Here is a 22,191-nt window from a genome sequence, read left to right as displayed (position 1 = left end):
TATATATAAGGTGTATATTAATAATCCAAGTGCCAATTGAAGGAGTGATTTCACTGAAGGCAATTATATTTATCGGTACAAACAAATCTGGGTCTAGTCGTGAAGCGATAAAAGCAGCAGAAAAATTGGGCTACTTGACAATACTGTTCACAAGCAATGAAAAACAATTACAACAGAGAAAAGCCTATCCAGACATTCATAAAATGATTTTTATCGATACTTCCAATATAGAAGATATGATAGAGGAAATTCATGATTTGCTTGATACCGGTTTAGAGATAAAGTCCATTGTTAGTTTTGTAGATCCATTTGTTCATATTGCCTCTATTTTATGTGATGAATTTTGCCAAAACTATACTTCATCTGCAGCAATTGAAATGATGGAAGATAAAGAGAAAACAAGAAATCTATTAAAGGATCAGCCATACTCCCCAAAATTTTTCCTAAAAAAACCGCATGAATCATTTTCAAATAACATGGTATTTCCATTGATTGTTAAATCTCCTAAATCAACGGGTTCAAAAGACGTACTACTGGCGACAGATAAAAACCAACTCGATTCACATCTTACATTTCTCCAAAATAAAAACCCTGGTGAAACCATCATGATTGAGGAATATATTGATGGACCCCAATACTTAGTTGAAGCAATGGTCTATAAGCGACAAGTTCACACAATCGGTATTATTGAACAAGAGATTACACAAGGTAAACGATTTATTATTACAGGCTATGGTATACTCGCGGAAGTACCTTCTGATATTCAAAAAGGGATTGAAGAAGTGCTCCATTCTATTGTCAAAGTATTTGATATTGAAAATGGAACATTGCATCTAGAGCTTCGTTTAACAGAACAAGGATGGAAGCTCATTGAGATTAACCCTCGAATTTCAGGTGGCGCTATGAATAATATGCTACATGCGGCTTTCGGATTTAGTTTAGTAGAAGAAACACTGAAATTATTTTTAGGGGAACAACCAAATGTCCAACCTAGGCATAAAAAATTCATCTTTACAAAATATGTCATAGTAGAGAGCAAAGGTGTGTTAGAAAGAGTAATTGGTAAAACAAGGGCAACAAAAGCACCTGGTGTTGTCGATGTATATGTAAAACCGCGAAAAGGAACATTGTTAACCCCACCGTTATCGATGGGTCATCGCTATGCCTATGTCATTGCCGAGGGTAAAACTTTAGCTCAAGCGAAAACCAATGCTATAACCGCCGCCAAAGAAATCAAATTTCTATTAAAAGCGCTCTAATTTGGGGGCGATTGCTGCTTATCGTTCCAACTTAATCTATCTTCTTAGTAAATATGCTGTAGTTGCGGATGTGGCTTTTGCTTCATCCGCTTTACTATGAGCAATTTAGGCAATAGCGCGCTGGATACATCGTTTTACTTTGTTTGCGTTCACAACAATCAACCCGAGTAATTGCCCTATCCAATGGGCAACTACTCGGGTTTTCCTCGTTATGCTTTAAATGTTTGGTCTAAAAATTTAACGGTTTCAAACATATTCGTTTTACTAGCACCTTTGACAAGAATCGTGTCATGAGGTTCGATTATTTTCTCTAACAGCGCATGCAATTGATCTTTATTCGTAAAATGATAAATCTTGTTTGAATCCATGCCTTTTGCTATGGCAGCTGCTCCTATTTCTTCTGTCCTAAAGCCATAGGTAATTAAAAGATCAATGCCTTGTTCAACAATAAATTCGCCTAATTTGCGATATTCTTCTTCTCTTAAATCACCTAGCTCACGCATCTGCCCAATTATTGCCACACGCCGTTTGTTGCTAACATTTGTTAGCACATTTAGGGCTGCCCTTACGCCTTGAGGATGGGAGTGAACAGTATCATCGATGACCGTTATATGATCGCGGCAGTTATACACCGTCAACCTTCTTGGCGGCTTTTTAAAATGCAAACCTGCTTTTATTTCCTGTGGCGTAAACCCTAAATAATCTGCAACCGCGACCGCATTCAGAGCATTATAAACGTGATGTTCTCCTAAAATCGGAATAAATAATTGGATTTCCTGACCTTGCAGTTCCATCTTAAATGCCATGCCATTTTCTTTATATTGTATGTCGTATGCTCGATAGTCCGCTTCTGTGTGAATACCAGTAGTCAGGATTTTCCCTTTAAATTGATCGGTCAATAAATAGTTTGAATTGTCGTCATCTTTATTTAAAATAAGTAACCCTTGCTGATCCATACCTTGAATTAATTCTGACTTAGCTTTCGCTACTTTTCGAACATCTCCATCAAAATTCCCAACATGCGCAAGTCCAATATTTGTAACGATACTTATATTCGGTTGGATAATGCTACAGTGGTTTGTAATGATACCTGGATAAGCCATTCCATATTCGAGCACAACGGCTTGGTGAGAATCGTTGGTTTCTTCTGCATGTTTTTTAGTATGTTCAGTCGTATTCCAGTAATCCTTCGACTCAAATACATTCCATTTTTTAGACAATATAGACCCTAAAAATGCCTTAGATGTGGTTTTTCCTGCACTACCAGTAATCGCAATTATTGGTTTATCGAATTTTCCATGGTTCGATTGTGCTGTTACTTCGACTTGCTTTGGTTTTGAATCTGTAGGTTTTGGTACCACTGTTTTTGTGTTTGAAGTTGCAGGTTTTGCTTTTGGTTTTTTTATCGGTTGTTGGGTTTCTGCTAAGTACTTTGCATAACGAATCGAATGGATAACAACATCTAATTCTAAGTAAAACGCCGGCGGACAACCAGGACGCCAGTTTACCTCGTAGATCCATATTTTTTGTTGCGCATCGAGCCCGACATCTATTCCAATCTCATCAATGACCTCTCCAAACTTCGTCATCTGAATGTCATCTAAATGGCGTGCCAAAGATAATGAGAAATGTTCCAACATCCGACGAATATTAAAGGCTTCTTCTTTAAACTCTTGCTCTAAAAATGGATCCAAATAATTTGTATAACCGCCATTGTTGATGTTTGGAATAATTGAGCCATGTGGTGCAATACGTGGATAAACTGTTGTCACCACCCATTTACCTTCCCCATTTTTTTGAACATGTAGACGAAAATCATAAACTTGACCCGATTTCATTTTCGATTGAATATACGGTTGCATAATAAACGTACCCGTTTCAAGAAGTTCATGGATTAATGCATTTAACTGTTGCTTTGAGTACATACGATTCTCGCTATTTTGCCGTACCTCAAAATGGTCTCCTATTTTGATAATAAAATAAATTCCTTTTCCTTTCCTGCCGTCAATCGGCTTAAATACGATTTTTTTATGGTGGGCTATATAGCTATGAAAGACATCTGTGTTTTTTACTATTTCTGTTGGAATAATGTATTTATCAAATTCTTTCGCCTCTTTAAGTCGCTCCATAACATTCCATTTATTACCTATTGAATGTGTAGTAAACGGAATCTCCTTTTTCAATCGCTCTATTATTTTTTTTGACACCGCTAATTTTTCTGGACTTCCAGCATTATAAATTACATCTGGAAAGGGCATCACTCTTTCATGCCATTGCCCATCTTCTAATACCTGCCCATTGATCGTACGATTGTCAAAGTTTACCTTTTTAGGTGTAAAGTAAAAAAATTCTACTCCTTCTGCTTTTGCAACTGCTGCATATGCATATGACTTGATAACAGTTTTAGGATCTAGACGATGATGCAACATTCCTATAATTGTCATGCGTTAATCTTCCTTTCTATAGACTCTTTCTATTAAATTCAGATTACGCAGCTTGCATATGGACAGATGCTCTAGTTCTGCAATTATTTTAGTAGTTTTATAGGTAAATCATCTATTTTACCATTTAGGCTCAATGATAAATTTCTTTTTTAATAAGTCTGGATTTAATAACTGAATAGCTGATATACTGCCTAACTCAATTGATTTTTCTGTCGATGTTCTTTCTAATCTCACAACATCAGCAATTACATTTGTTTCATTGCCTTCATAATCATAGGCTCGTAACAGCGAAATAGTGCCTCGACAACGATCTATATCAATCGCTTCTATACGAAAAAACTCTGTTTCAAACTGTTTAACTGTATCTATTAATCGTAAATGTGCTCCATTATGCGTTATTAAAAAAAAGGGAATGGTATCACTACCAATTATTTTTACAAGAAGCTGACCATAATATTTTGAATGAAAATCTGTTATGATATCCTGTAGTGCTTTTATATCGTATAGCGCTTCGCATACAAAGTGCTTTCTTCCTTTTTCAATACCCAACGTTCCCAGCCCCTTCCTATTGCGTTTTAGCAATGGCTCCTTACTCGAACGATAGCAAAATCATTATTTGACCTATCTCGTTATAATATGTCCGTTTTTAAAATATGACGACATGATTTGTAAGGGGAGCTCTAAAAAAATAACAACTTCTTACATAAAAATAAAATACTTATGAAGCCGTACGCTTTACCCGCGGAAAAGCGGGATGTACCAGCGAAATATCGCACTTTACCCGCGATTCATCGTGATTTACCCGCGAATTAACCCACTTTACCCGCGATTCATACAAATGCTTATAATAAACCTGCATTTTTCAAAAATGCCCTAGCTACATCCTCACTATTTTTCCCTTCCACGTTAACTTGATAATTCATTTCACGCATTTGATCATCCGTGATTTGATTGGCCAGTTTCCCTAACACCTTTTCAAGCTCAGGATATTTTTCAAGTGTTTCCTTTCTTAACAATGGCGCGCCTTGATACGGGGGAAATAACTGTTGATCATCCACTAATACAGTCAAATCATATTGGCGTAACTCGCTGTCAGTTGAATAAGCATCCAATAAATCGATATTACCTGATTGGATGGCTTGATACCTTAGCTTTGGTTCCATTGTTGTAACAGAGGCAATATCAATCCCATAGCGCTTCTGAATGCCTACGTAACCATCCTCACGATCATTGAACTCCAACGTAAATCCCGCTTTAATCGACTCTTGCATCGCCTTGATATCAGAAATCGTCTGTAATTGATAAGCTTCCGCTAGTTGTTTTGAAACGGCCAAAGCATATGTGTTGTTATACTGCATTGGACTGAGCATAACCATATCAAATTTCTTCAACATACCTTCTTTTGCCTGTTGATATACTGCTACTTGATCGTTACTTACCGCTTGTTCTTTTAAAAACTCTGCGATTGCCGTACCTGTAAATTCTGGATATATATCAATGCTTCCTGATTTTAGGGCATTAAAAACAAAGGATGTCTTGCCGAGTCCAGGTTTTAATTGAACATCTAAATCTGTATCATTTTCAATCAATAATTTATACATATTAATCAGGATTTCTGGCTCTGAACCAAGTTTACCTGCAATGACGATATCTGCTTTGTTATTAAAGTTTAGGAATGGCATTGCAACCATCATCATAGCCGCAACACTAATGGCAAGTAATACCGAAACTGTTCGTTTAAAAGATAGTGATTCTAGCTTTTTCAAAAGATAATCGAACACTAATGCTAAAATGGCCGCTGGAACTGCACCTAATAGGATGAGCGAAGTATTATTACGATCAATACCAAGCAAAATAATATCGCCTAATCCTCCAGCGCCTATTAATGCAGCTAATGTAGCCGTTCCAACTATTAATACCATGGCTGTGCGAATGCCTGCCATTATAACGGGCATTGCAAGTGGCAGTTCCACCTTCACTAATCTTTTTGCTGTATTCATCCCCATTGCCATTGCCGCTTCATTTAAAGACGGATTGACTTCGTTTATGCCTGTAAATGTATTGCGTAAAATGGGCAGGAGGGCATAGACCACAAGAGCGATTATAGCAGGCGTTTTCCCAATGCCGAGTAACGGAATTAACAATCCTAACAACGCTAATGAAGGGATTGTTTGTAAGGCTGCACTAATGCCAATTATACTTTCCGCTATTTTCTTTTGATGCGTTAAGTAGATACCCAGTGGGATGGCAATGACTACTGCAAAAAATAAGGCAATAAATGATATTTGCATATGCTCTATTAACGATGCAATGAGTTGACCTTTGCGTTCATCCAACACATGTAAAAAATCAGTCATTTGCCTCACCCCGTTCCGTGGAATGGTTGGCTAAAAACTGCAACATTGATTGCCTTGTAATAACTCCAATAATTTCCTCTTCGCTTTTCACTGCCAGACACTCATAGTGCGCCAATTGTTGTAAAATGACTTGTAAAGTAGCCTGATCACCAACACTATGTATCACATAACTTTGATGTTTCGCCTCTACAAACGGTTCAATCACTTGTTGAATGGTAAACACATTCAATGCATCTTCCTTGACCCCAATAAATTTTCGAACAAAATCATTGACGGGATTTTGTATTATTTCCTTTGGTGTACCGATTTGTACTATTTCTCCATCTTTCATCACACAGATGCGATCCCCTAGTTTTAACGCTTCTTGCATATCGTGTGAAACAAAGACAATCGTTTTATTTATTGCACGTTGAAGCTCAAGCAGGTCATTTTGTAATTTTGTTCGACTAATTGGATTCAATGCACTGAATGGCTCATCCATTAATATAATTTCGGGATCTGCTGCCAATGCGCGGACAACCCCAACACGTTGTTGTTCCCCACCCGACAGTTCATTTGGCTTCCTGTCACTATATTGAGCTGGTTCTAGCCCTACCATTTCTAATAATTCATGAACTCGTTGTTGAATTTTTGTCGTTTCCCATTTTTTCATTTCAGGAACAATGGCGATATTTTCAGCTATTGTCATATGAGGGAAAAGTGCAATTTGTTGGAGCACATAGCCAATATTCCATCGTAGCTCATGAATATTATAATCACTAATTCTTTTACCGTTAATTCGTATTGTTCCTTCAGTCAATTGAATTAATCGGTTAATCATTTTTAGTAATGTCGTCTTGCCACAACCACTAGAGTATATAATGACAAAAAACTCCCCTTTCTGTATCTCAAAATTAATGGCATTTACTGCAATTTGGTTATTATCGTATTTTTTTGTAACATTCTCAAATGCAATCATTGACTAAGCTCCTTATAAATTTGATAGATTAAATGTCCGTGTCCTTCCCACTAGTATATCTTTCCACATATTCAAACGGTTAAACTAATAATAGGACAAAGCGATTTTAATAGATTTATAGTTTCATGTACATCTTAGACGCGCTATATGAAACTTTTTCATATGAAAGTTCGTTGTATTAATTATGAATTCTAGTGAAAAACGATGCTTTTTTTTATCTAGTTGTTTTACAATATGAAAAGAGTAAGCGATTTTTTAAGAGAAAAGAAAGGAGGAAGGTGTTGCATAGATTCAACATCTATAACTACATGAGATTATTCAAAAAACTATTAATCGGAATGATTGTCATAGCGTCTGTTATCAGTATTTCCACTTATTTTTTGATTCAGCTATTGAAGCCAACCGACACTGCCGTTCAAAAATATGTAGATGAAGGTCCAAGTGTGGAAGAATTTATTGGCTCTATTGCAGAAACAGCACGACGACTCGGTGCTGAAAATGACTTATATGCATCTGTCATGATTGCGCAAGCCATTTTAGAAAGTAAGCATGGGCAAAGTGGTCTTAGTTCCACTCCTAACAACAATTTATTTGGTATGAAAGGCAAATTTCAAAATGATTCCGTGACACTTGAAACAGTTGAGGATGATGGCTCTGGTAATCTGACAACAGTGATGGCTGAATTCCGCAAATATCCTTCCTACGAAGAATCCATGAAGGATTATGTCCAATTACTCCGCAATGGTGTATCTTGGAACAAAAATTTTTATACAGGTGTCTTTAAAAGCAACACAACATCCTATGCAGATGCGACAAAATTTTTAACAGGCTCTTACGCAACAGATTCAACTTACAATGAAAAGTTAAATAGTCTAATTGCGAAGTACGACTTACAACAATACGACAGCCCTGTAAAAAATAAAAAAACCATTACAGTTGCGGATGGTGACTCGCTGATGCATATCGCACAGACGCATAATGTTAAAGTAACATCCATTAAACAATGGAATCAATTACGTTCAGATAATATTGAAGCTGGACAACAGTTAAATATTTATCAATATTAGGGTAAACATACACAAGGCGAGGTATTCGACGATGCAACTACCGTCAAATGCCTCGTTTTTTTGCATCCATTTTTCTTCAAGTATTACATACATTTAAAACAAGCTTCCAATTGCGGTAATAGTCGTTGCTAAATCTTGGCGATATAACGGATGTTGTTCATCAAGGCTATTGACATTGACCTCATTGCCACCAAGTGAGGCATGAACATAAAGAGTCTGCCCTAGATACAGTGCTACATGCCCTGGGAAAAATAGCAAATCTCCTTTTTGCATACGATCAATTGTTATCTCCTTAATTGGAAAACCTTCTACAATTCTAGCATCTCGGAAAATAATTACGCCATTTAGCAGATAAGCCATCGAACATAAGCCTGAACAATCTATGCCTAGCGGTGACTTACCTCCCCAACGATACGGTGTGGCTATATAGCTTAGTGCTGTTTGTACAACATTTTCTCGAAACGCATGCTCTTCAAAAGTATGTTCAGCAATTTTAGGATGCAACCATTGTGAACGTAAATAGCCAATTTCGCCCGTCGCTAATTGAACGGCAGTCCATGGCGTGTTTGATGTCGTGTCTGAATCTACATTGTATAAAATAGAACCTTTTACCAATGTGATGATTTTGGTGCTTTGTATTTTCGGTTCTTGTAAAACATCTGCGAAACGCTGTCCAATAACATGTTGAGCCTTTTGAATCCAAGTATTTGTAATCGCATCATCGAAAAGGACATGCTTTCGCTGACAATAACCTTCATAGCGATAGGCAGTGCGAACATACAGCCAATCATTTTCTAATTCTTCTATAATTTGAACAGGCATACCGTAAAGTATTTCATCAACAAGCTCGGCATGACGATTGGGTTCAGCATAAAGATTAGCCATCATAGCAATGACAATTGCGTTCATGTTGTCTCTCCTTTCACTCCTATCATCTTGTCATAGACTACCTTTGAAAGACGACCGATTAATTGTCGAGCGACATCATTTTGCTTGACCTCTGAGATAAAAACGCCAATACCATAATCTTGTACGTGACTGTAAACAATGCCAACATCATGGTCAACGGTATCAAGACCACCTGTTTTATGGGCGATTGTCACATCATCGACGATGTAACGGCGCAAGCATTCATGAAAACGCTGACGACACAAGATATCAATAGCAAGCTGGCTTAACACTGGAGATAGCAGATTTTGCCTATAAATTTGGCTAAATAGATGCGCCATATCGCGCGCTGTTGTTATATTATCAATGCCTTTTGCAAGTCGCTCAAAGTCCATCATTTTTCTTTGTAATTGTGTATGAGTCAGTCCGATTTTATGAAAGTACTTATTTAACGCTTCCATACCGATTACATCAATTAACACATTTGTCGCAGTATTATCACTTGTCGTAATCATCCAAACGCACAGTTCATAGATTGTACAGGATGTTACTCGCTGTTCACTAATCACACTAAAATCAACCCAATCGCTAGGGCTAATGGCTATTACTTGATTGATAGGTATATTGCATACATCTATATAATCGAAAATAGCAATGAGTATAGGCACTTTAATTAAGCTAGCACTGGAAAAAGCTTCATCTAGACGCTCGTTGATAACAAAGTCATTTGTCTTAAAATCTTTTACAAACATATGCACTTTATATGGAGCTTCCTGTATAATACGTTGAATCGTTGGCTGCATCATGCACCTACCCTACCACTGTAATGTTTTGCGTTTCCGCATCTATGGTTACGATACGACCTAAAGGCAGTGACATCGTTGGTAAACAGTGACCACAAGCAAGATTTGATAAAATAGGTTTCTTCAAAGGTGTTAAGATTTCCTTAAAAATGGTGTTTAAGGATAAGCTCTGTTCTGGCTGCTTCGGGTTTTCAGGCCCGCAATTTGTCCATGCCCCTAATAGTAAACCTACTGCATCATCAAGCTTCCCAGCTAATTTTAACTGTGTCAGCATGCGATCTATACGCTGCTCACTCTCATCTATATCTTCTAAAAATAAAATTTTACCTTTTGTATCAATTTCATATGGCGTGCCAAGTGACGCTGTAATCAATGTTAAATTGCCCCCAACGAGTTGACCTGTTGCAGTCCCTGTTAGGAGTGTAGTCATTGGTTGCTGTGGAGGATTTTCCAACAGAAACGGCATGGTATCTGTTGCCATCACACAATTCAAAAATGAATTCCATGTATAATGATCCATATTTTGTTGAATAAATTCTGTTGAAGGCATTGGTGTATGATACGTCACTAAATTACATTTTTGATTAAAGGCGATATGTAGTGCAGTCACATCGCTATAGCCTGCGAATACTTTGGGATTTGCTTGTATCATCTCATAATCTAGTCTTGGTAAAATTTTCGTTGCCCCGTATCCTCCACGAATACAAAAAATGCCGTTCACATGGGGATTGCGGAACATTTCATTGACATCATATGCGCGCAGTTCGTCTGAACCAGCTAAATATCCATGTCTAACACGACATGTTTCCCCCACAATGACGTTAAAACCAAGTTTCTCGATACTAGCAATGGCGGGAGTTAGCTTTTCTGGTGGTGTAGCACCAGAAGCACTAAGTAGACCAATCGTATCCCCTTTTAGCAAAGCTTTAGGCACAATCATTCGCTCACCTCTACTTTTCGTAATGTACGATAATTGGCTATTTCCTCTTCATTAGCTAAAACATAATGCCCTTCTTCTATTTCTATAAATGAAGGAGGCGCTAGCTTATATTGATGCTGTAACGGGTTGTAAATTTCCACGACCTTTTCTCGCTCCTTATACGGATTGGGTTCTGGCACTGCTGATAACAATGCTCTTGTGTACGGGTGAATTGGATTAGAAAAAAGTTTTTCGGTCTCTGCTAACTCCACAATTTTGCCTTTATAAATGACTGCCGTACGGTCTGTAATAAATCGAACAATTGATAAATCATGGGCAATAAATAAATAGGTTAAGTTGTTTCGTTGTTGAATCGTCGATAATAAATTGAGCACTTGCGCTCGTATCGATACGTCGAGGGCTGAAATTGGTTCATCCGCAATAATAAACTCTGGCTCCATTACTAATGCACGTGCAATGCCAATCCGTTGACGCTGACCGCCAGAAAATTCATGCGGAAAGCGACTCGCGAACTCGGGTAATAAGCCAACATCTAAAAGTGCGTTTTGTACTTTTTGCTGACGCTCCGCTTCATCTTTAAAGTTTTTCGTATTAATCAGACCTTCCGATATAATATAATCCACCTTTGCCCGTTCATTAAGCGAAGCCATCGGGTCTTGAAAAATCATTTGGATTTTTTGCGTTATTTGTTTGTCCCAATCCTTCGAGATTTTACCGTTAATGTTCTTTCCACGGTACAATATTTGACCACTCGTTACTTCATTGATGCGCATTATAGCGCGGCCAATAGTCGTTTTCCCAGAGCCCGACTCGCCAACTAATCCGAATGTTTCACCTTTATAAATATGAAAGCTGACATCATCGATTGCCACAAATTTATGTTTGCCTTTACCAAACACAATGTGCAAATTTTTCACTTCTAATAACACTTCTTTATCGCTCATTGGCGTACTGCCTCCCTTCTTCAAAAAAAGCTTGTAACGCTGCTGGAGGCTCCACTTTGGGCGCACAGGGATCCAACAGCCAAGTGCGCGCGAAATGTGTATCGCTTACTTGAAAAAATGGCGGACGTACTTCGTAATCAATTTTTAAAGCAAATGGATTGCGCGGGGCAAACGCATCACCTTTAATTTTTTTAAAAAGATTGGGTGGCGTCCCCTTAATCGAATAAAGCGGTTGCCCTTTTAACCCAAGTTGTGGTAGTGACGAAAGAAGCGCCCATGTATACGGATGTTTTCCATTAAAAAACACTTCATGTGTACGACCAACTTCGAGTATGTCCCCTGCATACATGACCGCGATACGGTCCGCAACTTTTGCTACAACGCCTAAATCATGTGTAATATAAACGATTGTTAAGCTATATTTTTGCTGAAGGCTTTTTAGTAGTTGCAAAATTTGTGCTTGTATAGTTACGTCCAATGCGGTTGTTGGCTCATCACAAATTAAAATTTTCGGTTTACACGCGAGCGCAATAGCAATCACAATTCGTTGCCGCATGCCTCCTGAAAATTCATGAGGGTATTGCTTGTAGCGTTTCTCTACATCACCAATACCGACGTCAGTTAATAATTTAAGTGTTTCAGTATAAGCTGCTTTGCCCTTGAGCCCTTGGTGTAACACCACACATTCCTCAATTTGTTTGCCAATCGTTTTCAATGGATTCAATGATGTCATCGGATCTTGTGTAACGATTGCGATTTCTTTTCCTCGAATAGTTAACCATTGTTGTTCTGTGTTAAATAGCGCTAAATCCATACCATTGTATATAATTTGACCTTGGGCAATCGAACCATTTTTATCGAGCAAGCCCATAATTGATTTCATTAGAACGGATTTTCCTGAACCTGATTCACCAACAATGGCTAGACTTTCTCCTTTATATAAATCAAGAGAGATTCCCCTAATAGCTGTTAGTACTTGCCCTCGTAGTGTAAATGTAATGACTAAGTTTTCAATCGTTAAAATACGGGAATTTATTTGCTTCACAAACAATCATCTCCCTTCTATACATGATTTTTTGGATCTGCTGCATCTGCAAATGCATTCCCAATAATATAAAATGCTATCGTAATAATACTTAGTACAATACTTGGGAAAATTAACTGATACCTTAAATCAGGTGACATCATCAAGACACGCCCTTCATTAATTAAATTCCCTAATGATGGTTCACTAATTGGTAGCCCTAAACCGATATATGTTAAAAACACTTCTGCGCCAATCGCAAACGGAATCGCTAAACTCATGCGAAGCATAATAACTGAGATTAAGTAAGGTAATAAATTTTTTACAATAATTCGATAGTCTGATGTCCCCAAACATTTCGATGCTAAATTGTATTCCCGATCTCGTAAAATTACGATTTGATTTCGAATAAAGCGCGCCATTTCTACCCACCCCGTAATGCACATAGCAATGATTATGGTAGAAATGCTCGGACGTAAAATATAAGACATTAAAATAAGGACAATTGTTGTTGGGATATTATCTACAACGTTATAAAGCTGTGTAATCGGCATTTCTAGCTTACGAGAAAAGCCCCACAGTGTTCCGATTGTAATGCCGATAAACGCTTCCACCAATGCGACCACACAGCCAATCATTAACGAGGTCCTTGTGCCAGCCCAAATTCGGGACCATAAATCTTGTCCAATGGAGTTTGTACCAAACCAAAACTCGGCATTGGGGGCAATATTGCGTGCCTGTAATCCCGTTTGGTCATCGAGATAGATTTCGGTCGGAGATTTTTGTGCTGGCAAATACGGCTGAAAAATGGTGAACGCCACAATAATGCAAACCATTACTAATAAGAAAACAGCCCCTCGATTTTTTAAAAATGATTTCCAAGTGGAGCGCCAATAAGAATAATTGGAGTAGGCGGTGTCTTCTGCCTGACCATCAGTCGCTTCTACAAAGTCAAATAGTTGTGCACGGGACTTGTCTGATATATGATCGATTTCCTCTGTATACATGCTCATTAGCGCACACTCTCCCCTTTCCCTAATTTAATCCGTGGGTCCACGAGTGCCATCGCAATATCACCTAAAATTAAGCCAATAATGCCAAGTGATGAAAAAACTAGTACTAAACCTTGTACAATCGTATTATCCTGTCGTTGAATAGCATCCACGAGTAATCCACCCATCCCTGGAATAGAATATAAAGATTCGATATAAATGGAGCCTGTAATCGTAAAAAGAATCGTTGCTGGCAAATATTGTGCCATTGGAATAAAAGCATTGCGTAATACATGACTAAACATTAAGGTACGCTCTTTCACGCCTTTCGCACGTGCAAGCTTAATGTAATCTTTGTTTAATTCATCTACCATGTACCGGCGCATCCACATCGCATAGGAAGCAGTCGGTGCTAACGCCATCGAAGTAAGCGGTAATAGCCAGGTGATTGGCTTATATTCATCAAACAACATCGGCAAACGGAAAATATCTGTAATATACATTTGAATAACTAAGTAATACACTGCTGCTGGTACTGCAACGACAAAAACTATATAGCCAGTTCCTAACCGATCCAGCCAGCGCCCCTTCATTTGTGCCATTAATATTCCGAGCGGTACACCGATCAACAGCGATATGCCAACTGCTCCTAACCCAAAGAACAATGAATACATGATTTTATCTGCAAGTATTGTCACAACAGGCACATCCGTACGATATGTAACGGATTTGCCTAAATCACCTTGCAATAAATCCGTATAAAAATTCCCCAATTGAACAAGCAATGGATCACGTAATCCTAAATTCGTTAAATACACTTCTTTTTGTGCGGGTGACATTTTCTCTGCCGCTGCCCCTAAGTAGCCTTCTTCTGGCATTAATCGTAGTAATGAGAACACAATTGTGATAATAATAAATAGCGTAACAATGGATTGTAACAAGCGCTTTCCTACATACCAAAGCATTTAAGCATCCTCCCTCCAGTAAAACTGTTACAAAAGCAGGAAGGAGATGCCGAATCAGCATTTTCGGTCATCTCCTCGATATTAAAAAATCACCACTATACGCCTACGGATTGCATTTTGGCAATGATTATTCCTTTCTTTTATTTGGCTGCGTTCGCCAATGCATCCATACGTTCTTGCTCCCACTGTGCCAATGCTTTCTTAAAGTCATCATTACTCATTGGCTTTGCTAACACTTGCTGTCCTTTAAACTTCTCTGCTGTCACACCAAATGGTGAGTACTGGGCTTCAAATGGATTTAATTTTGAAGCAACATAACCGCTACCACCTACAGAGTATGGAATAACAAAGGCCTCTTCAATTAAGAAAGCTTCTGCTTGAGCAAAAAGGTTATAACGCTCAGTAGTATCGATTGTCGCTTTCGCCTTTTCTAATAAATTTAAGTAAACAGTTTGACCATTTGCTTCCTTGTAGCCTTCAGCTAATTCTGGCTTATTGTAAGTACCATCCACACTAAATGGTTCTGTATACGTTGACGGGTCTGCATAATCTGGCCCCCAGTTCGCTTCTAGTAATGCAAATTTACCAGGGCGTCGAACTTCTGATAAGAAACCTGTCGAAGGACCTGCTTCAACGATAATATCCACATAGTCAGTACCTAATAATTTTTCGACTTGTTGTTCAATGACTTGGGTACGATTGGCCCAGTCAGGCATTCCGGCGTTATATGGCATTAATACCTTTACTGGGAAAGTCGCTTTCCCTTCTAATGCCGCCTTGGCTTTGTCCCTATACTGTAAAGCTAAATCTTTATTAAAAGAATCATTGTTTGTAATCGCCGCTAATGAATCAAGTTGTGTATAGTCGACTCCTTCAACATCAACAAAGTTTTTCGGTGTGATCGTATTGCTTAGTAAATCTTGAGGGTTAAATGGTTCCACCGTTAGCATCGCTGATACACGATCAAGCCCATGGAAAAGCGATTTTCTGAAATCTTTATTATTAACGGCAATCTTCCAGTTTTCAGGTTCATATTCCCCAGCGAATTGCGGGTCAAAGTTTAGGGCATAAAAATACGAATAAAAATTATTTTGCGTTTGACGTACTTGGGATTTTTTCTTATCATCCTTCAGCCATTCGTCAATGATCGAAGTAGGAATGGTTGCTGTGTCGATTTCGCCCCGTAAAAATAGTTCGGGCGCAACGGTTGCTGCTTCTTTGTTATATTTATACCGAATGCGATCAATCAGCACGTTGTCTTTATCCCAATACGTATCATTTTTTACAAGAACACGCTCATTTTGAGGTTCGAATTTGTCTAATAGATAGGCACCGTTATACAAGAAATTTTCATGTGTAGTTCCAAATTGCTCGCCCTTTTCCGTTAAAAACTTCCCATTTACAGGGAAGAAACATACATAGTTCAACATCGACAGAAAATAAGGTGTAGGAGCCTCCAGCGTGTATTCAACCGTATGTTGATCGATTGCTTTGATGCCCACTTTTGAAAAATCAGTTAGCTCACCGTTATAAAACGCCTCACCATTTTTGACTACCATGGCACTCCAGACGGTCGAAGATTCATTTTTTGCATCGAGCACATACTGCAAACCATCCACAAAGTCTTGTGCCACTAAATCTGCATATTCCTTTCCATTATGGGTAACCCATTTTACATCATCACGTAGCTTAAATGTCCAAACAGTCGCATCTTCATTTGACGACCATTCTTTCGCTAAGCCTGGTTGCACAATCCCATACTTATCATATTCAATGAGGCCATCCACTAAATTGGCAGCTACAGCAAATTCATTTGTTTCAGAGGTTTTTAAATAGTTTAATGTTTTAATCTCACCTGAATAAACGACCCGATACTCTGATTTTTTCTCGTCAGAAGAATCATTACTACAGGCTGCACAAAGAAAGACGACTAGACATACTAAAAGAAACCATTTCCTTTTCCTCATAAGCATCCCCCTACGTATTTTTATCTTGAAAATCCTATTCCATTTGCATCCGTCATTGTGATTCGATCATTGTTAAAAATAGGTCCACCTGCAATAGGATCTTTCAAACATAAACTTGGTCCGTCTAAATCTATCATTGTGATATTTTTTTGTGATGCAGCAAAATGTGCAGCCGCACTCACACTAATTTTTGTTTCAAGCATGCAGCCCATCATACAAGCAATGCCATGAGCTTCTGCAATATGGCAAATCTTTTGCGCATGAAAAATGCCACCTGTTTTCATTAATTTAATATTGATGAAATCAGCAGCACGTCGTTCGATAATAGTGAGGGCATCTTTTGCCGAAAAGACACTTTCATCAGCCAATATATTTGTCAACGTATTGGCTGTTACATATTGCATACCCGTTAAATCAGCATAGTGCACAGGCTGTTCCACTAATTCGATATTGCTATTTGCATCTTCAAGTGCACGAATTATCCGAACCGCTTCTTTTGGCGTCCATCCTTGATTGGCATCTACACGTAATGTAATGGCTTTGCCTACTGCATCCCGTATAGCCGTCACGCGCTGGACATCTGTCGCGGGATCCTTGCCAACCTTGACCTTCAATATTTGAAAGCCACGTTCCACCGCTGATAGGCTATCTTTTATCATGTCCGCTACACTATTCACGCTAATTGTAATATCTGTTGTTAATGCCTTGCGATAGCCCCCTAATAATTTATACAATGGCGTCTTGTGATGCTGTGCCAATAAATCATAAAGCGCCATATCTACCGCCGCTTTCGCACTCGTATTTTGATAAATACTGTTGTCCATTCGCTCCATCACAACGGCTATTTCTTGTAAATCCATACCTACTATGGTAAGCTTAATATAGTGTTCAATAGCATCTCTAATCGAACCTAAAGTTTCCCCTGTAATAACAGCAGTTGGCGCAGCCTCACCTATGCCAATTTGTCCGTGCTCACTATGAACGTAAACGGCAATATTTTCAATGCTACGCACGGTTCTTAATGCTGTTTTAAATGGCACAATAAGGGGGGCTTCTACCGTTGCAACAACAATATCTTTAATCTTCATGCATTCACCTACAGTCTATTCTTAAGTTAAGAACTGTAAAATTCGAAGTACTTCAAAATAATCATCCGTGACAAATTCAACCGTGTTGTGGGGCTTAAACGTTGCATTTGGATAAAAGGAATTGCGGTAAGCGCGTGTATGGTCACGGTAAATTATTTCCACTATAAATCGCTGAGGCAATGTCACTTGTAAGTCATCTCGGGAGACCTTCATAGAGGCTTCCACAAGTCGTTTCGTTTCAGCAATTGCCAATTGAGGACTGACACTTATTGTGGCATTCCCCACCCCTTCCTTGGTAGCAAATGTCACAATATTGCGATTGAAGGATTGAATTTCTTCTGTTAGTCCAACATCTCCACTAACAAATGAAACAGGAACACCATGTAAAGCAGCGGCATACGTATTGATAAGAAACTCACTTGCGTATTCACCATTGATTTTAATATCAGCAGTAACACATAGCGTGTGTGCTAATGGATTACGTTCACTGCCTCCTTTACTGTGATAGCCGATGAAAATAGCACGGTCAAAACTACTATCAAGTCCGGCTACCATACACATCGGATCATATGTCCATCCGCGAATGACCTTACAATTAACTGGCAAATTCGAAATATCAAGATTACGAGCTGAATCATGCGCATCCTTTAGTAAAATTTCCGTGGCGCCTCCTAAAATGGCACCTTCAATGGCTGCCTCCACTTCCTTCGTCATCTGCTTTTGAAAAAAATAATAGTCAGGCGCATTCAGTTCCGTTTCACTCCAAGATGTTGTGCCTGTAATGCCTTCAATATCTGCACTAATATAGACTTTCATAAATATCGATACTCCTTTATCAAATTGTCATCAATGTGTGCCTCTATTGCACCGTAAAAAGCTTGTTTGGCATTTATCCTTCTTGCCCAAGCTATATTGTGAAAATCATAATGCCACCATTCCTCAGCATAATTCGTAAAGCCAACTGCCGTCATACAGTGATACAAAAGACGTCGATGAACACAGGCTTCCTTATTTTCATTAGGATGCTGTTCAAAATAACGGGTCGCAGATTTCTCACTAAGCTCATCAAATGCTGTCCCAAGATTTAACGCTTTCCCTTTACTATTTGCGAGCGTTAAATCAATGGCACCTCCCGTTAAATGTGGTAGTAGATGCTCTTGCCCCTCCCTTGGAAAAGCGACAAATTTTAATGTCTTGTTAAAAATTTCTTCTTTTGTGAAGTTTGGGTGTTGGTCTTTGAGTTGCGCAGCAAAATGTGTAAATAAATATTGTTGCACTTGTAGCGGTCGGTACCCGTCATAGACAATGAAACTATAGTTTTCAGGTAATAGTAATAAAGCTTGTTGTAATCGTTCATATACTGCTTGGCGCAAGTAAATGAATTGTAAGCTACTAGCAATTTGTTGCTTATAGTACACGGGCTGGGTAAAGATTCTTGGGTGTAGGTGGTCAATGTTCATCAATGGCTCACAACTGTTAAGCACAATAGGATTGGATGGATTTGTCGGTGTCTCGTGTGCAATTGGCAGCAATAATTTTTCATGCATTCGCATCACCTTTTATCGTAAAGAATGTTTAATTGTTAGATAATTCAGTATTTTCATTGAATATTAACACACCGCTTCATAGTTGACTAGATAAAAAAACAATAATTACATAATAATGGTTATTATCTAATCGTTATACAAAATTTGCTATGCAGCGCTTAAACATTACAATATATGGTCGAAACATTTATTTTTTTATACGACTTTAGCGATTAAGTAAACTTTAAAAATAGACATGATTGCCCAAATACCTTAATGAAAGGGAAGTTTTTATGGAGGTGATACCATGGTAATTATTAAGAACAATATGGTTCAATACTCGCTACAAAATCGAACTGATACACTCCAAATACCGTATGGGCTTATTAAAATGAAATCCATTCGGCATACAACGAATCCTTTTGTGGCACCATCACTTTCCGTTCAACGCATAGAAATCAATTACGAAAAATATAAAACCATTCAGATTTCCCCAAAAGATAGACAGGCATTTGTAGAAGCGTTGCAACAAAAGAACCCATCCATTCACCTTGATAATTGCATCTAGAATAGTAGCATGCGTCTGAGCTCTTCATTGAACTTTTTCTTTTTCTGGACGTAAACCTGGTTTCATTGCTTCAAATAAGTGCAATCTGCTCTGATTTTGTTTTTCATTCTACAAGTAGCATTGCCCTTACACATTATGCTAGGAATGTTAGGTAAAGAATGTACCTCTTGAAGCAACATAAAGGTGTCCTCTATCCAGTTACCCGACCTTCTAGTTAGTAAAATAGTACCGCGTGGATAGCATAAGAGTTGATGTATGTATTAGATGATTATCAGGTGTATTTACACTAAAAAGAAAACATTATAAAGACTTTTTTTGGCAAGCGTTCAACATGTAAACAAAAAAGCTATTGAAACATTCGAATGTTCAATAGCTTTTCGTTTATTTTTTAAATGAATAGGCTTCTACTACGTGTCCGTCTCGACCCGTTGTTGTTTGCGCTTGTGACAGGGAATTTAAAATAGCTTCTTCTGTTGCTTCCGCAGCAGCGGTAAATAAATGATTCATAATAGGATGATCTTCACGTAGCTGTATACGTGTCTCCAAATGTTGGGACGAATGATGCGCAATATGGTGTGCCGTTGTAAAGCCGATGACTATATCACCACTTCCATGAGAAAAATGGCTACCTGTTCGTCCAAGCCCTATACCACAACGTTTAATAACACGTGTTAATTGGCGACTACTAAGCGGTGCATCTGTTGCTAACACAATAATAATGGAACCATCTGTTGGTGAGAACGCAGCATTGCTATTAGGATTTGGCAGATTGTAACGCTCAGCTATAAACTCTGAGCTATGACCGAAATTACTTAGCACGATAATCCCCACCGTATAGCTAATTTTATCTTGTTCTAGAGTCACTATGCGCGATGCAGAACCTATTCCGCCCTTATAGCCGAAACAAATCATGCCTTTTCCCGCTCCAACTGCACCTTCTTTAGCGGTATTTTCGGACGCATTACGAATTGCTTGGAGCGCGTGCTCTGGTGTGATCGGGCAAGCTCGAATCGAATTTAAATAACTATCATTACATTCCCCAACAACCAAATTAATTGTCCCTGTAGAAAGACCAATATCCTGATTAGTATTTAACATATATTGCAATGTTCCTTGCGTTACTGCGGGCACCCCAAACGTATTTGTTAGCATAATAGGAGCTTCAATAACACCTAGTTCATTGACTTGCACGAGTCCTGTCGTTTTGCCGAAACCATTTAGCACATAACTAGCACCTGTAACTTTTTGTTGAAACAAATTGCCACCATGTGGTAAAATCGCCGTCACCCCAGTACATGCATATGCTCCCACATCATCTAGCTTTTCATCCAGTGTGACATGCCCAACTTGAACACCTTGTACATCCGTAATGCAATTTTTTTTACCGACTGGTAATGTGCCAATGACCATACCCAACTCCCGCACTTTTTGTGTCATTTTTTCACCCCTTCTCAATGCTTTTTACTCTTTTAATGCATGTTCTACAGCAGCAAGCGCATGAATAATAGTCGTGTCGAAAACAGGGACTTGGACATCTTCTTGTTGTATTAGTAAACCAATCTCCGTACAACCTAAAATAATTCCTTGCGCACCTGATTTCACAAGGCGCTCAATAATTTGTAAATAGCTTTCTTTTGAAGTTGTTTCAATCTTCCCTAAACATAATTCCTCATAAATAATTTGATTAACCATTGTTCGTTCATCCGCGTTTGGCACCATTACATTTATGCCAAACTGTTCAATTCTATGTTTATAAAAATCTTGCTCCATTGTATATTTTGTGCCAAGCAACGCAATCGTTTGCAGACCAGCCTGTTGAATTTGAACGGCTGTTGCATCGGCAATATGTAAAATTGGAATAGTCAAACGCGCTTCCATAAATTCTATGACCTTATGCATTGTATTCGTACAGATCACAATGAAATCGGCACCTGCTTTTTCTAAAGACCAAGCAGCCTCTCCTAGTATTTCTCCTGCATTTTGCCATTGTTCATTTGCTTGATAGTATTCAATTTCTTGAAAATCGACACTATATAAAATGCATTTTGCCGAATGTAAACCACCCAATTGTTGCTTCACTTGCTCATTTAGAAGGCGATAATACATAGCTGAAGATTCCCAGCTCATACCACCAATTAAGCCAATCGTTTTCACATCATCCACTCCCTATTCTATTAATCGTCATTTTTAAATAAACTGCTCTCGATACATTTTCATGTATTCAAATTAAAGGTATAAAAGAAAAAGCAAGTTGAATACTAATTTGGAAAAAGTATTGTGTTACCATTTTACCTTTACTATATATTACCACCACACAGCAAATCATTTCGAGAAAAATATCTTTTTATTATTAAGAATTTTTAAAAATTTGATATTTTATAAAAAAAGAGTGTAGACTAAA

Annotated in this window: 20 protein-coding genes; 3 read left to right on the top strand and 17 right to left on the bottom strand. The window is 38.3% G+C overall.

Going from position 1 to position 22,191, the window contains the following annotated elements; all coding sequences use genetic code 11:
* Positions 1-53: 53 nt before the first annotated feature.
* Complete coding sequence (locus LO754_RS09225; protein WP_024363591.1) at positions 54-1,259, top strand: ATP-grasp domain-containing protein; 1,206 nt, start codon at positions 54-56, stop codon at positions 1,257-1,259.
* Positions 1,260-1,468: 209 nt separating this feature from the next.
* On the opposite strand, the gene LO754_RS09220 is transcribed toward LO754_RS09225, so the two are convergent.
* The 4 genes from LO754_RS09220 to LO754_RS09205 all read right to left on the bottom strand — a co-directional run bounded on the left by LO754_RS09220 (position 1,469) and on the right by LO754_RS09205 (position 7,018).
* Complete coding sequence (locus LO754_RS09220) at positions 1,469-3,703, bottom strand: YheC/YheD family protein (protein WP_231786088.1); 2,235 nt, start codon at positions 3,701-3,703, stop codon at positions 1,469-1,471.
* Positions 3,704-3,820: 117 nt separating this feature from the next.
* Positions 3,821-4,252 (bottom strand): hypothetical protein, encoded by a 432-nt coding sequence (locus LO754_RS09215; protein WP_024363589.1) that lies wholly within the window; start codon positions 4,250-4,252, stop codon positions 3,821-3,823.
* Between the two features lie 293 nt (positions 4,253-4,545).
* Positions 4,546-6,060 carry an osmoprotectant update ABC transporter permease/substrate-binding subunit OpuFB gene (gene opuFB / locus LO754_RS09210; protein ID WP_231786087.1) on the bottom strand — a complete coding sequence of 505 codons (1,515 nt, stop codon included), beginning with the start codon at positions 6,058-6,060 and terminating at the stop codon, positions 4,546-4,548.
* Entirely contained in the window at positions 6,053-7,018 is a 966-nt protein-coding gene (locus tag LO754_RS09205; protein ID WP_231786086.1) for an ABC transporter ATP-binding protein, read from the bottom strand. Before LO754_RS09205 ends, opuFB begins: the two co-directional genes overlap by 8 nt.
* A gap of 281 nt (positions 7,019-7,299) precedes the next feature.
* Between LO754_RS09205 and LO754_RS09200 the strand changes: the two genes are divergently transcribed.
* Positions 7,300-8,085, top strand: a complete 786-nt coding sequence (locus LO754_RS09200; protein ID WP_231786085.1) for a glucosaminidase domain-containing protein — start codon at positions 7,300-7,302, stop codon at positions 8,083-8,085.
* Positions 8,086-8,178: 93 nt separating this feature from the next.
* Here the strand turns inward: LO754_RS09200 and LO754_RS09195 are convergent, their stop codons facing one another.
* The 11 genes from LO754_RS09195 to LO754_RS09145 form a co-directional block, all read right to left on the bottom strand.
* Positions 8,179-8,994, bottom strand: a complete 816-nt coding sequence (locus tag LO754_RS09195; protein WP_024363585.1) for an SH3 domain-containing C40 family peptidase — start codon at positions 8,992-8,994, stop codon at positions 8,179-8,181.
* Positions 8,991-9,779 (bottom strand): serine hydrolase, encoded by a 789-nt coding sequence (locus LO754_RS09190; RefSeq protein WP_229389461.1) that lies wholly within the window; start codon positions 9,777-9,779, stop codon positions 8,991-8,993. Before LO754_RS09190 ends, LO754_RS09195 begins: the two co-directional genes overlap by 4 nt.
* A 4-nt stretch (positions 9,780-9,783) precedes the next feature.
* Entirely contained in the window at positions 9,784-10,716 is a 933-nt protein-coding gene (locus tag LO754_RS09185; RefSeq protein WP_231786084.1) for an LD-carboxypeptidase, read from the bottom strand.
* Complete coding sequence (locus tag LO754_RS09180; protein ID WP_231786083.1) at positions 10,713-11,660, bottom strand: ATP-binding cassette domain-containing protein; 948 nt, start codon at positions 11,658-11,660, stop codon at positions 10,713-10,715. Before LO754_RS09180 ends, LO754_RS09185 begins: the two co-directional genes overlap by 4 nt.
* Positions 11,650-12,705 carry an ABC transporter ATP-binding protein gene (locus LO754_RS09175; RefSeq protein WP_305068887.1) on the bottom strand — a complete coding sequence of 352 codons (1,056 nt, stop codon included), beginning with the start codon at positions 12,703-12,705 and terminating at the stop codon, positions 11,650-11,652. The genes LO754_RS09180 and LO754_RS09175 overlap by 11 nt, the downstream gene beginning before the upstream one ends.
* A gap of 17 nt (positions 12,706-12,722) precedes the next feature.
* Positions 12,723-13,697, bottom strand: coding sequence for an ABC transporter permease (locus tag LO754_RS09170; RefSeq protein ID WP_108030576.1), 975 nt, complete (start codon positions 13,695-13,697; stop codon positions 12,723-12,725).
* Positions 13,697-14,641: an ABC transporter permease gene (locus LO754_RS09165; protein WP_024363579.1), complete on the bottom strand. Its 945-nt coding sequence runs from the start codon at positions 14,639-14,641 to the stop codon at positions 13,697-13,699. The genes LO754_RS09170 and LO754_RS09165 overlap by 1 nt, the downstream gene beginning before the upstream one ends.
* A gap of 140 nt (positions 14,642-14,781) precedes the next feature.
* A complete protein-coding gene (locus LO754_RS09160) occupies positions 14,782-16,608 on the bottom strand; it encodes a peptide ABC transporter substrate-binding protein (protein ID WP_231786082.1) in 1,827 nt (608 codons plus the stop codon).
* Positions 16,609-16,628: 20 nt separating this feature from the next.
* Complete coding sequence (locus tag LO754_RS09155) at positions 16,629-17,696, bottom strand: dipeptide epimerase (RefSeq protein ID WP_231786081.1); 1,068 nt, start codon at positions 17,694-17,696, stop codon at positions 16,629-16,631.
* A gap of 21 nt (positions 17,697-17,717) precedes the next feature.
* Complete coding sequence (locus LO754_RS09150) at positions 17,718-18,512, bottom strand: M55 family metallopeptidase (protein ID WP_108030572.1); 795 nt, start codon at positions 18,510-18,512, stop codon at positions 17,718-17,720.
* The gene (locus LO754_RS09145) at positions 18,509-19,243 is read right to left on the bottom strand and encodes a M15 family metallopeptidase (RefSeq protein ID WP_231786080.1); all 735 of its coding nucleotides are present in this window, start codon (positions 19,241-19,243) and stop codon (positions 18,509-18,511) included. Before LO754_RS09145 ends, LO754_RS09150 begins: the two co-directional genes overlap by 4 nt.
* Before the next feature lie 286 nt (positions 19,244-19,529).
* Between LO754_RS09145 and LO754_RS09140 the strand changes: the two genes are divergently transcribed.
* The gene (locus LO754_RS09140; protein WP_231786079.1) at positions 19,530-19,790 is read left to right on the top strand and encodes a PH domain-containing protein; all 261 of its coding nucleotides are present in this window, start codon (positions 19,530-19,532) and stop codon (positions 19,788-19,790) included.
* 381 nt (positions 19,791-20,171) lie between these two features.
* Here LO754_RS09140 and LO754_RS09135 read toward each other — a convergent pair whose 3' ends face one another.
* Positions 20,172-21,227, bottom strand: a complete 1,056-nt coding sequence (locus LO754_RS09135) for a DmpA family aminopeptidase (protein WP_108030571.1) — start codon at positions 21,225-21,227, stop codon at positions 20,172-20,174.
* Between the two features lie 24 nt (positions 21,228-21,251).
* Positions 21,252-21,944, bottom strand: coding sequence for an aspartate/glutamate racemase family protein (locus tag LO754_RS09130; protein WP_231786078.1), 693 nt, complete (start codon positions 21,942-21,944; stop codon positions 21,252-21,254).
* Positions 21,945-22,191: the final 247 nt, after the last annotated feature.

The organism is Lysinibacillus sp. GJ-1, assembly GCF_021166035.1.
Classification (GTDB): domain Bacteria; phylum Bacillota; class Bacilli; order Bacillales_A; family Planococcaceae; genus Lysinibacillus; species Lysinibacillus sphaericus.
Note: the sequence above shows the minus strand (reverse complement) of the source record. Positions and strands in the feature narration are given on the sequence as shown.

Bases quoted from the DNA above. Each gene is read 5' to 3' on its own strand.
- LO754_RS09135 (WP_108030571.1), bottom strand. From the start codon at position 21,227: ATGACACAAAAAGTGCGGGAGTTGGGTATGGTCATTGGCACATTACCA.
- LO754_RS09180 (WP_231786083.1), bottom strand. From the start codon at position 11,660: ATGAGCGATAAAGAAGTGTTATTAGAAGTGAAAAATTTGCACATTGTG.
- LO754_RS09145 (WP_231786080.1), bottom strand. From the start codon at position 19,243: ATGCATGAAAAATTATTGCTGCCAATTGCACACGAGACACCGACAAAT.
- LO754_RS09220 (WP_231786088.1), bottom strand. From the start codon at position 3,703: ATGACAATTATAGGAATGTTGCATCATCGTCTAGATCCTAAAACTGTT.
- LO754_RS09190 (WP_229389461.1), bottom strand. From the start codon at position 9,779: ATGATGCAGCCAACGATTCAACGTATTATACAGGAAGCTCCATATAAA.
- LO754_RS09205 (WP_231786086.1), bottom strand. From the start codon at position 7,018: ATGATTGCATTTGAGAATGTTACAAAAAAATACGATAATAACCAAATT.
- LO754_RS09160 (WP_231786082.1), bottom strand. From the start codon at position 16,608: ATGAGGAAAAGGAAATGGTTTCTTTTAGTATGTCTAGTCGTCTTTCTT.
- LO754_RS09195 (WP_024363585.1), bottom strand. From the start codon at position 8,994: ATGAACGCAATTGTCATTGCTATGATGGCTAATCTTTATGCTGAACCC.
- LO754_RS09165 (WP_024363579.1), bottom strand. From the start codon at position 14,641: ATGCTTTGGTATGTAGGAAAGCGCTTGTTACAATCCATTGTTACGCTA.
- LO754_RS09155 (WP_231786081.1), bottom strand. From the start codon at position 17,696: ATGAAGATTAAAGATATTGTTGTTGCAACGGTAGAAGCCCCCCTTATT.
- opuFB (WP_231786087.1), bottom strand. From the start codon at position 6,060: ATGACTGATTTTTTACATGTGTTGGATGAACGCAAAGGTCAACTCATT.
- LO754_RS09140 (WP_231786079.1), top strand. From the start codon at position 19,530: ATGGTAATTATTAAGAACAATATGGTTCAATACTCGCTACAAAATCGA.
- LO754_RS09170 (WP_108030576.1), bottom strand. From the start codon at position 13,697: ATGAGCATGTATACAGAGGAAATCGATCATATATCAGACAAGTCCCGT.
- LO754_RS09185 (WP_231786084.1), bottom strand. From the start codon at position 10,716: ATGATTGTGCCTAAAGCTTTGCTAAAAGGGGATACGATTGGTCTACTT.
- LO754_RS09150 (WP_108030572.1), bottom strand. From the start codon at position 18,512: ATGAAAGTCTATATTAGTGCAGATATTGAAGGCATTACAGGCACAACA.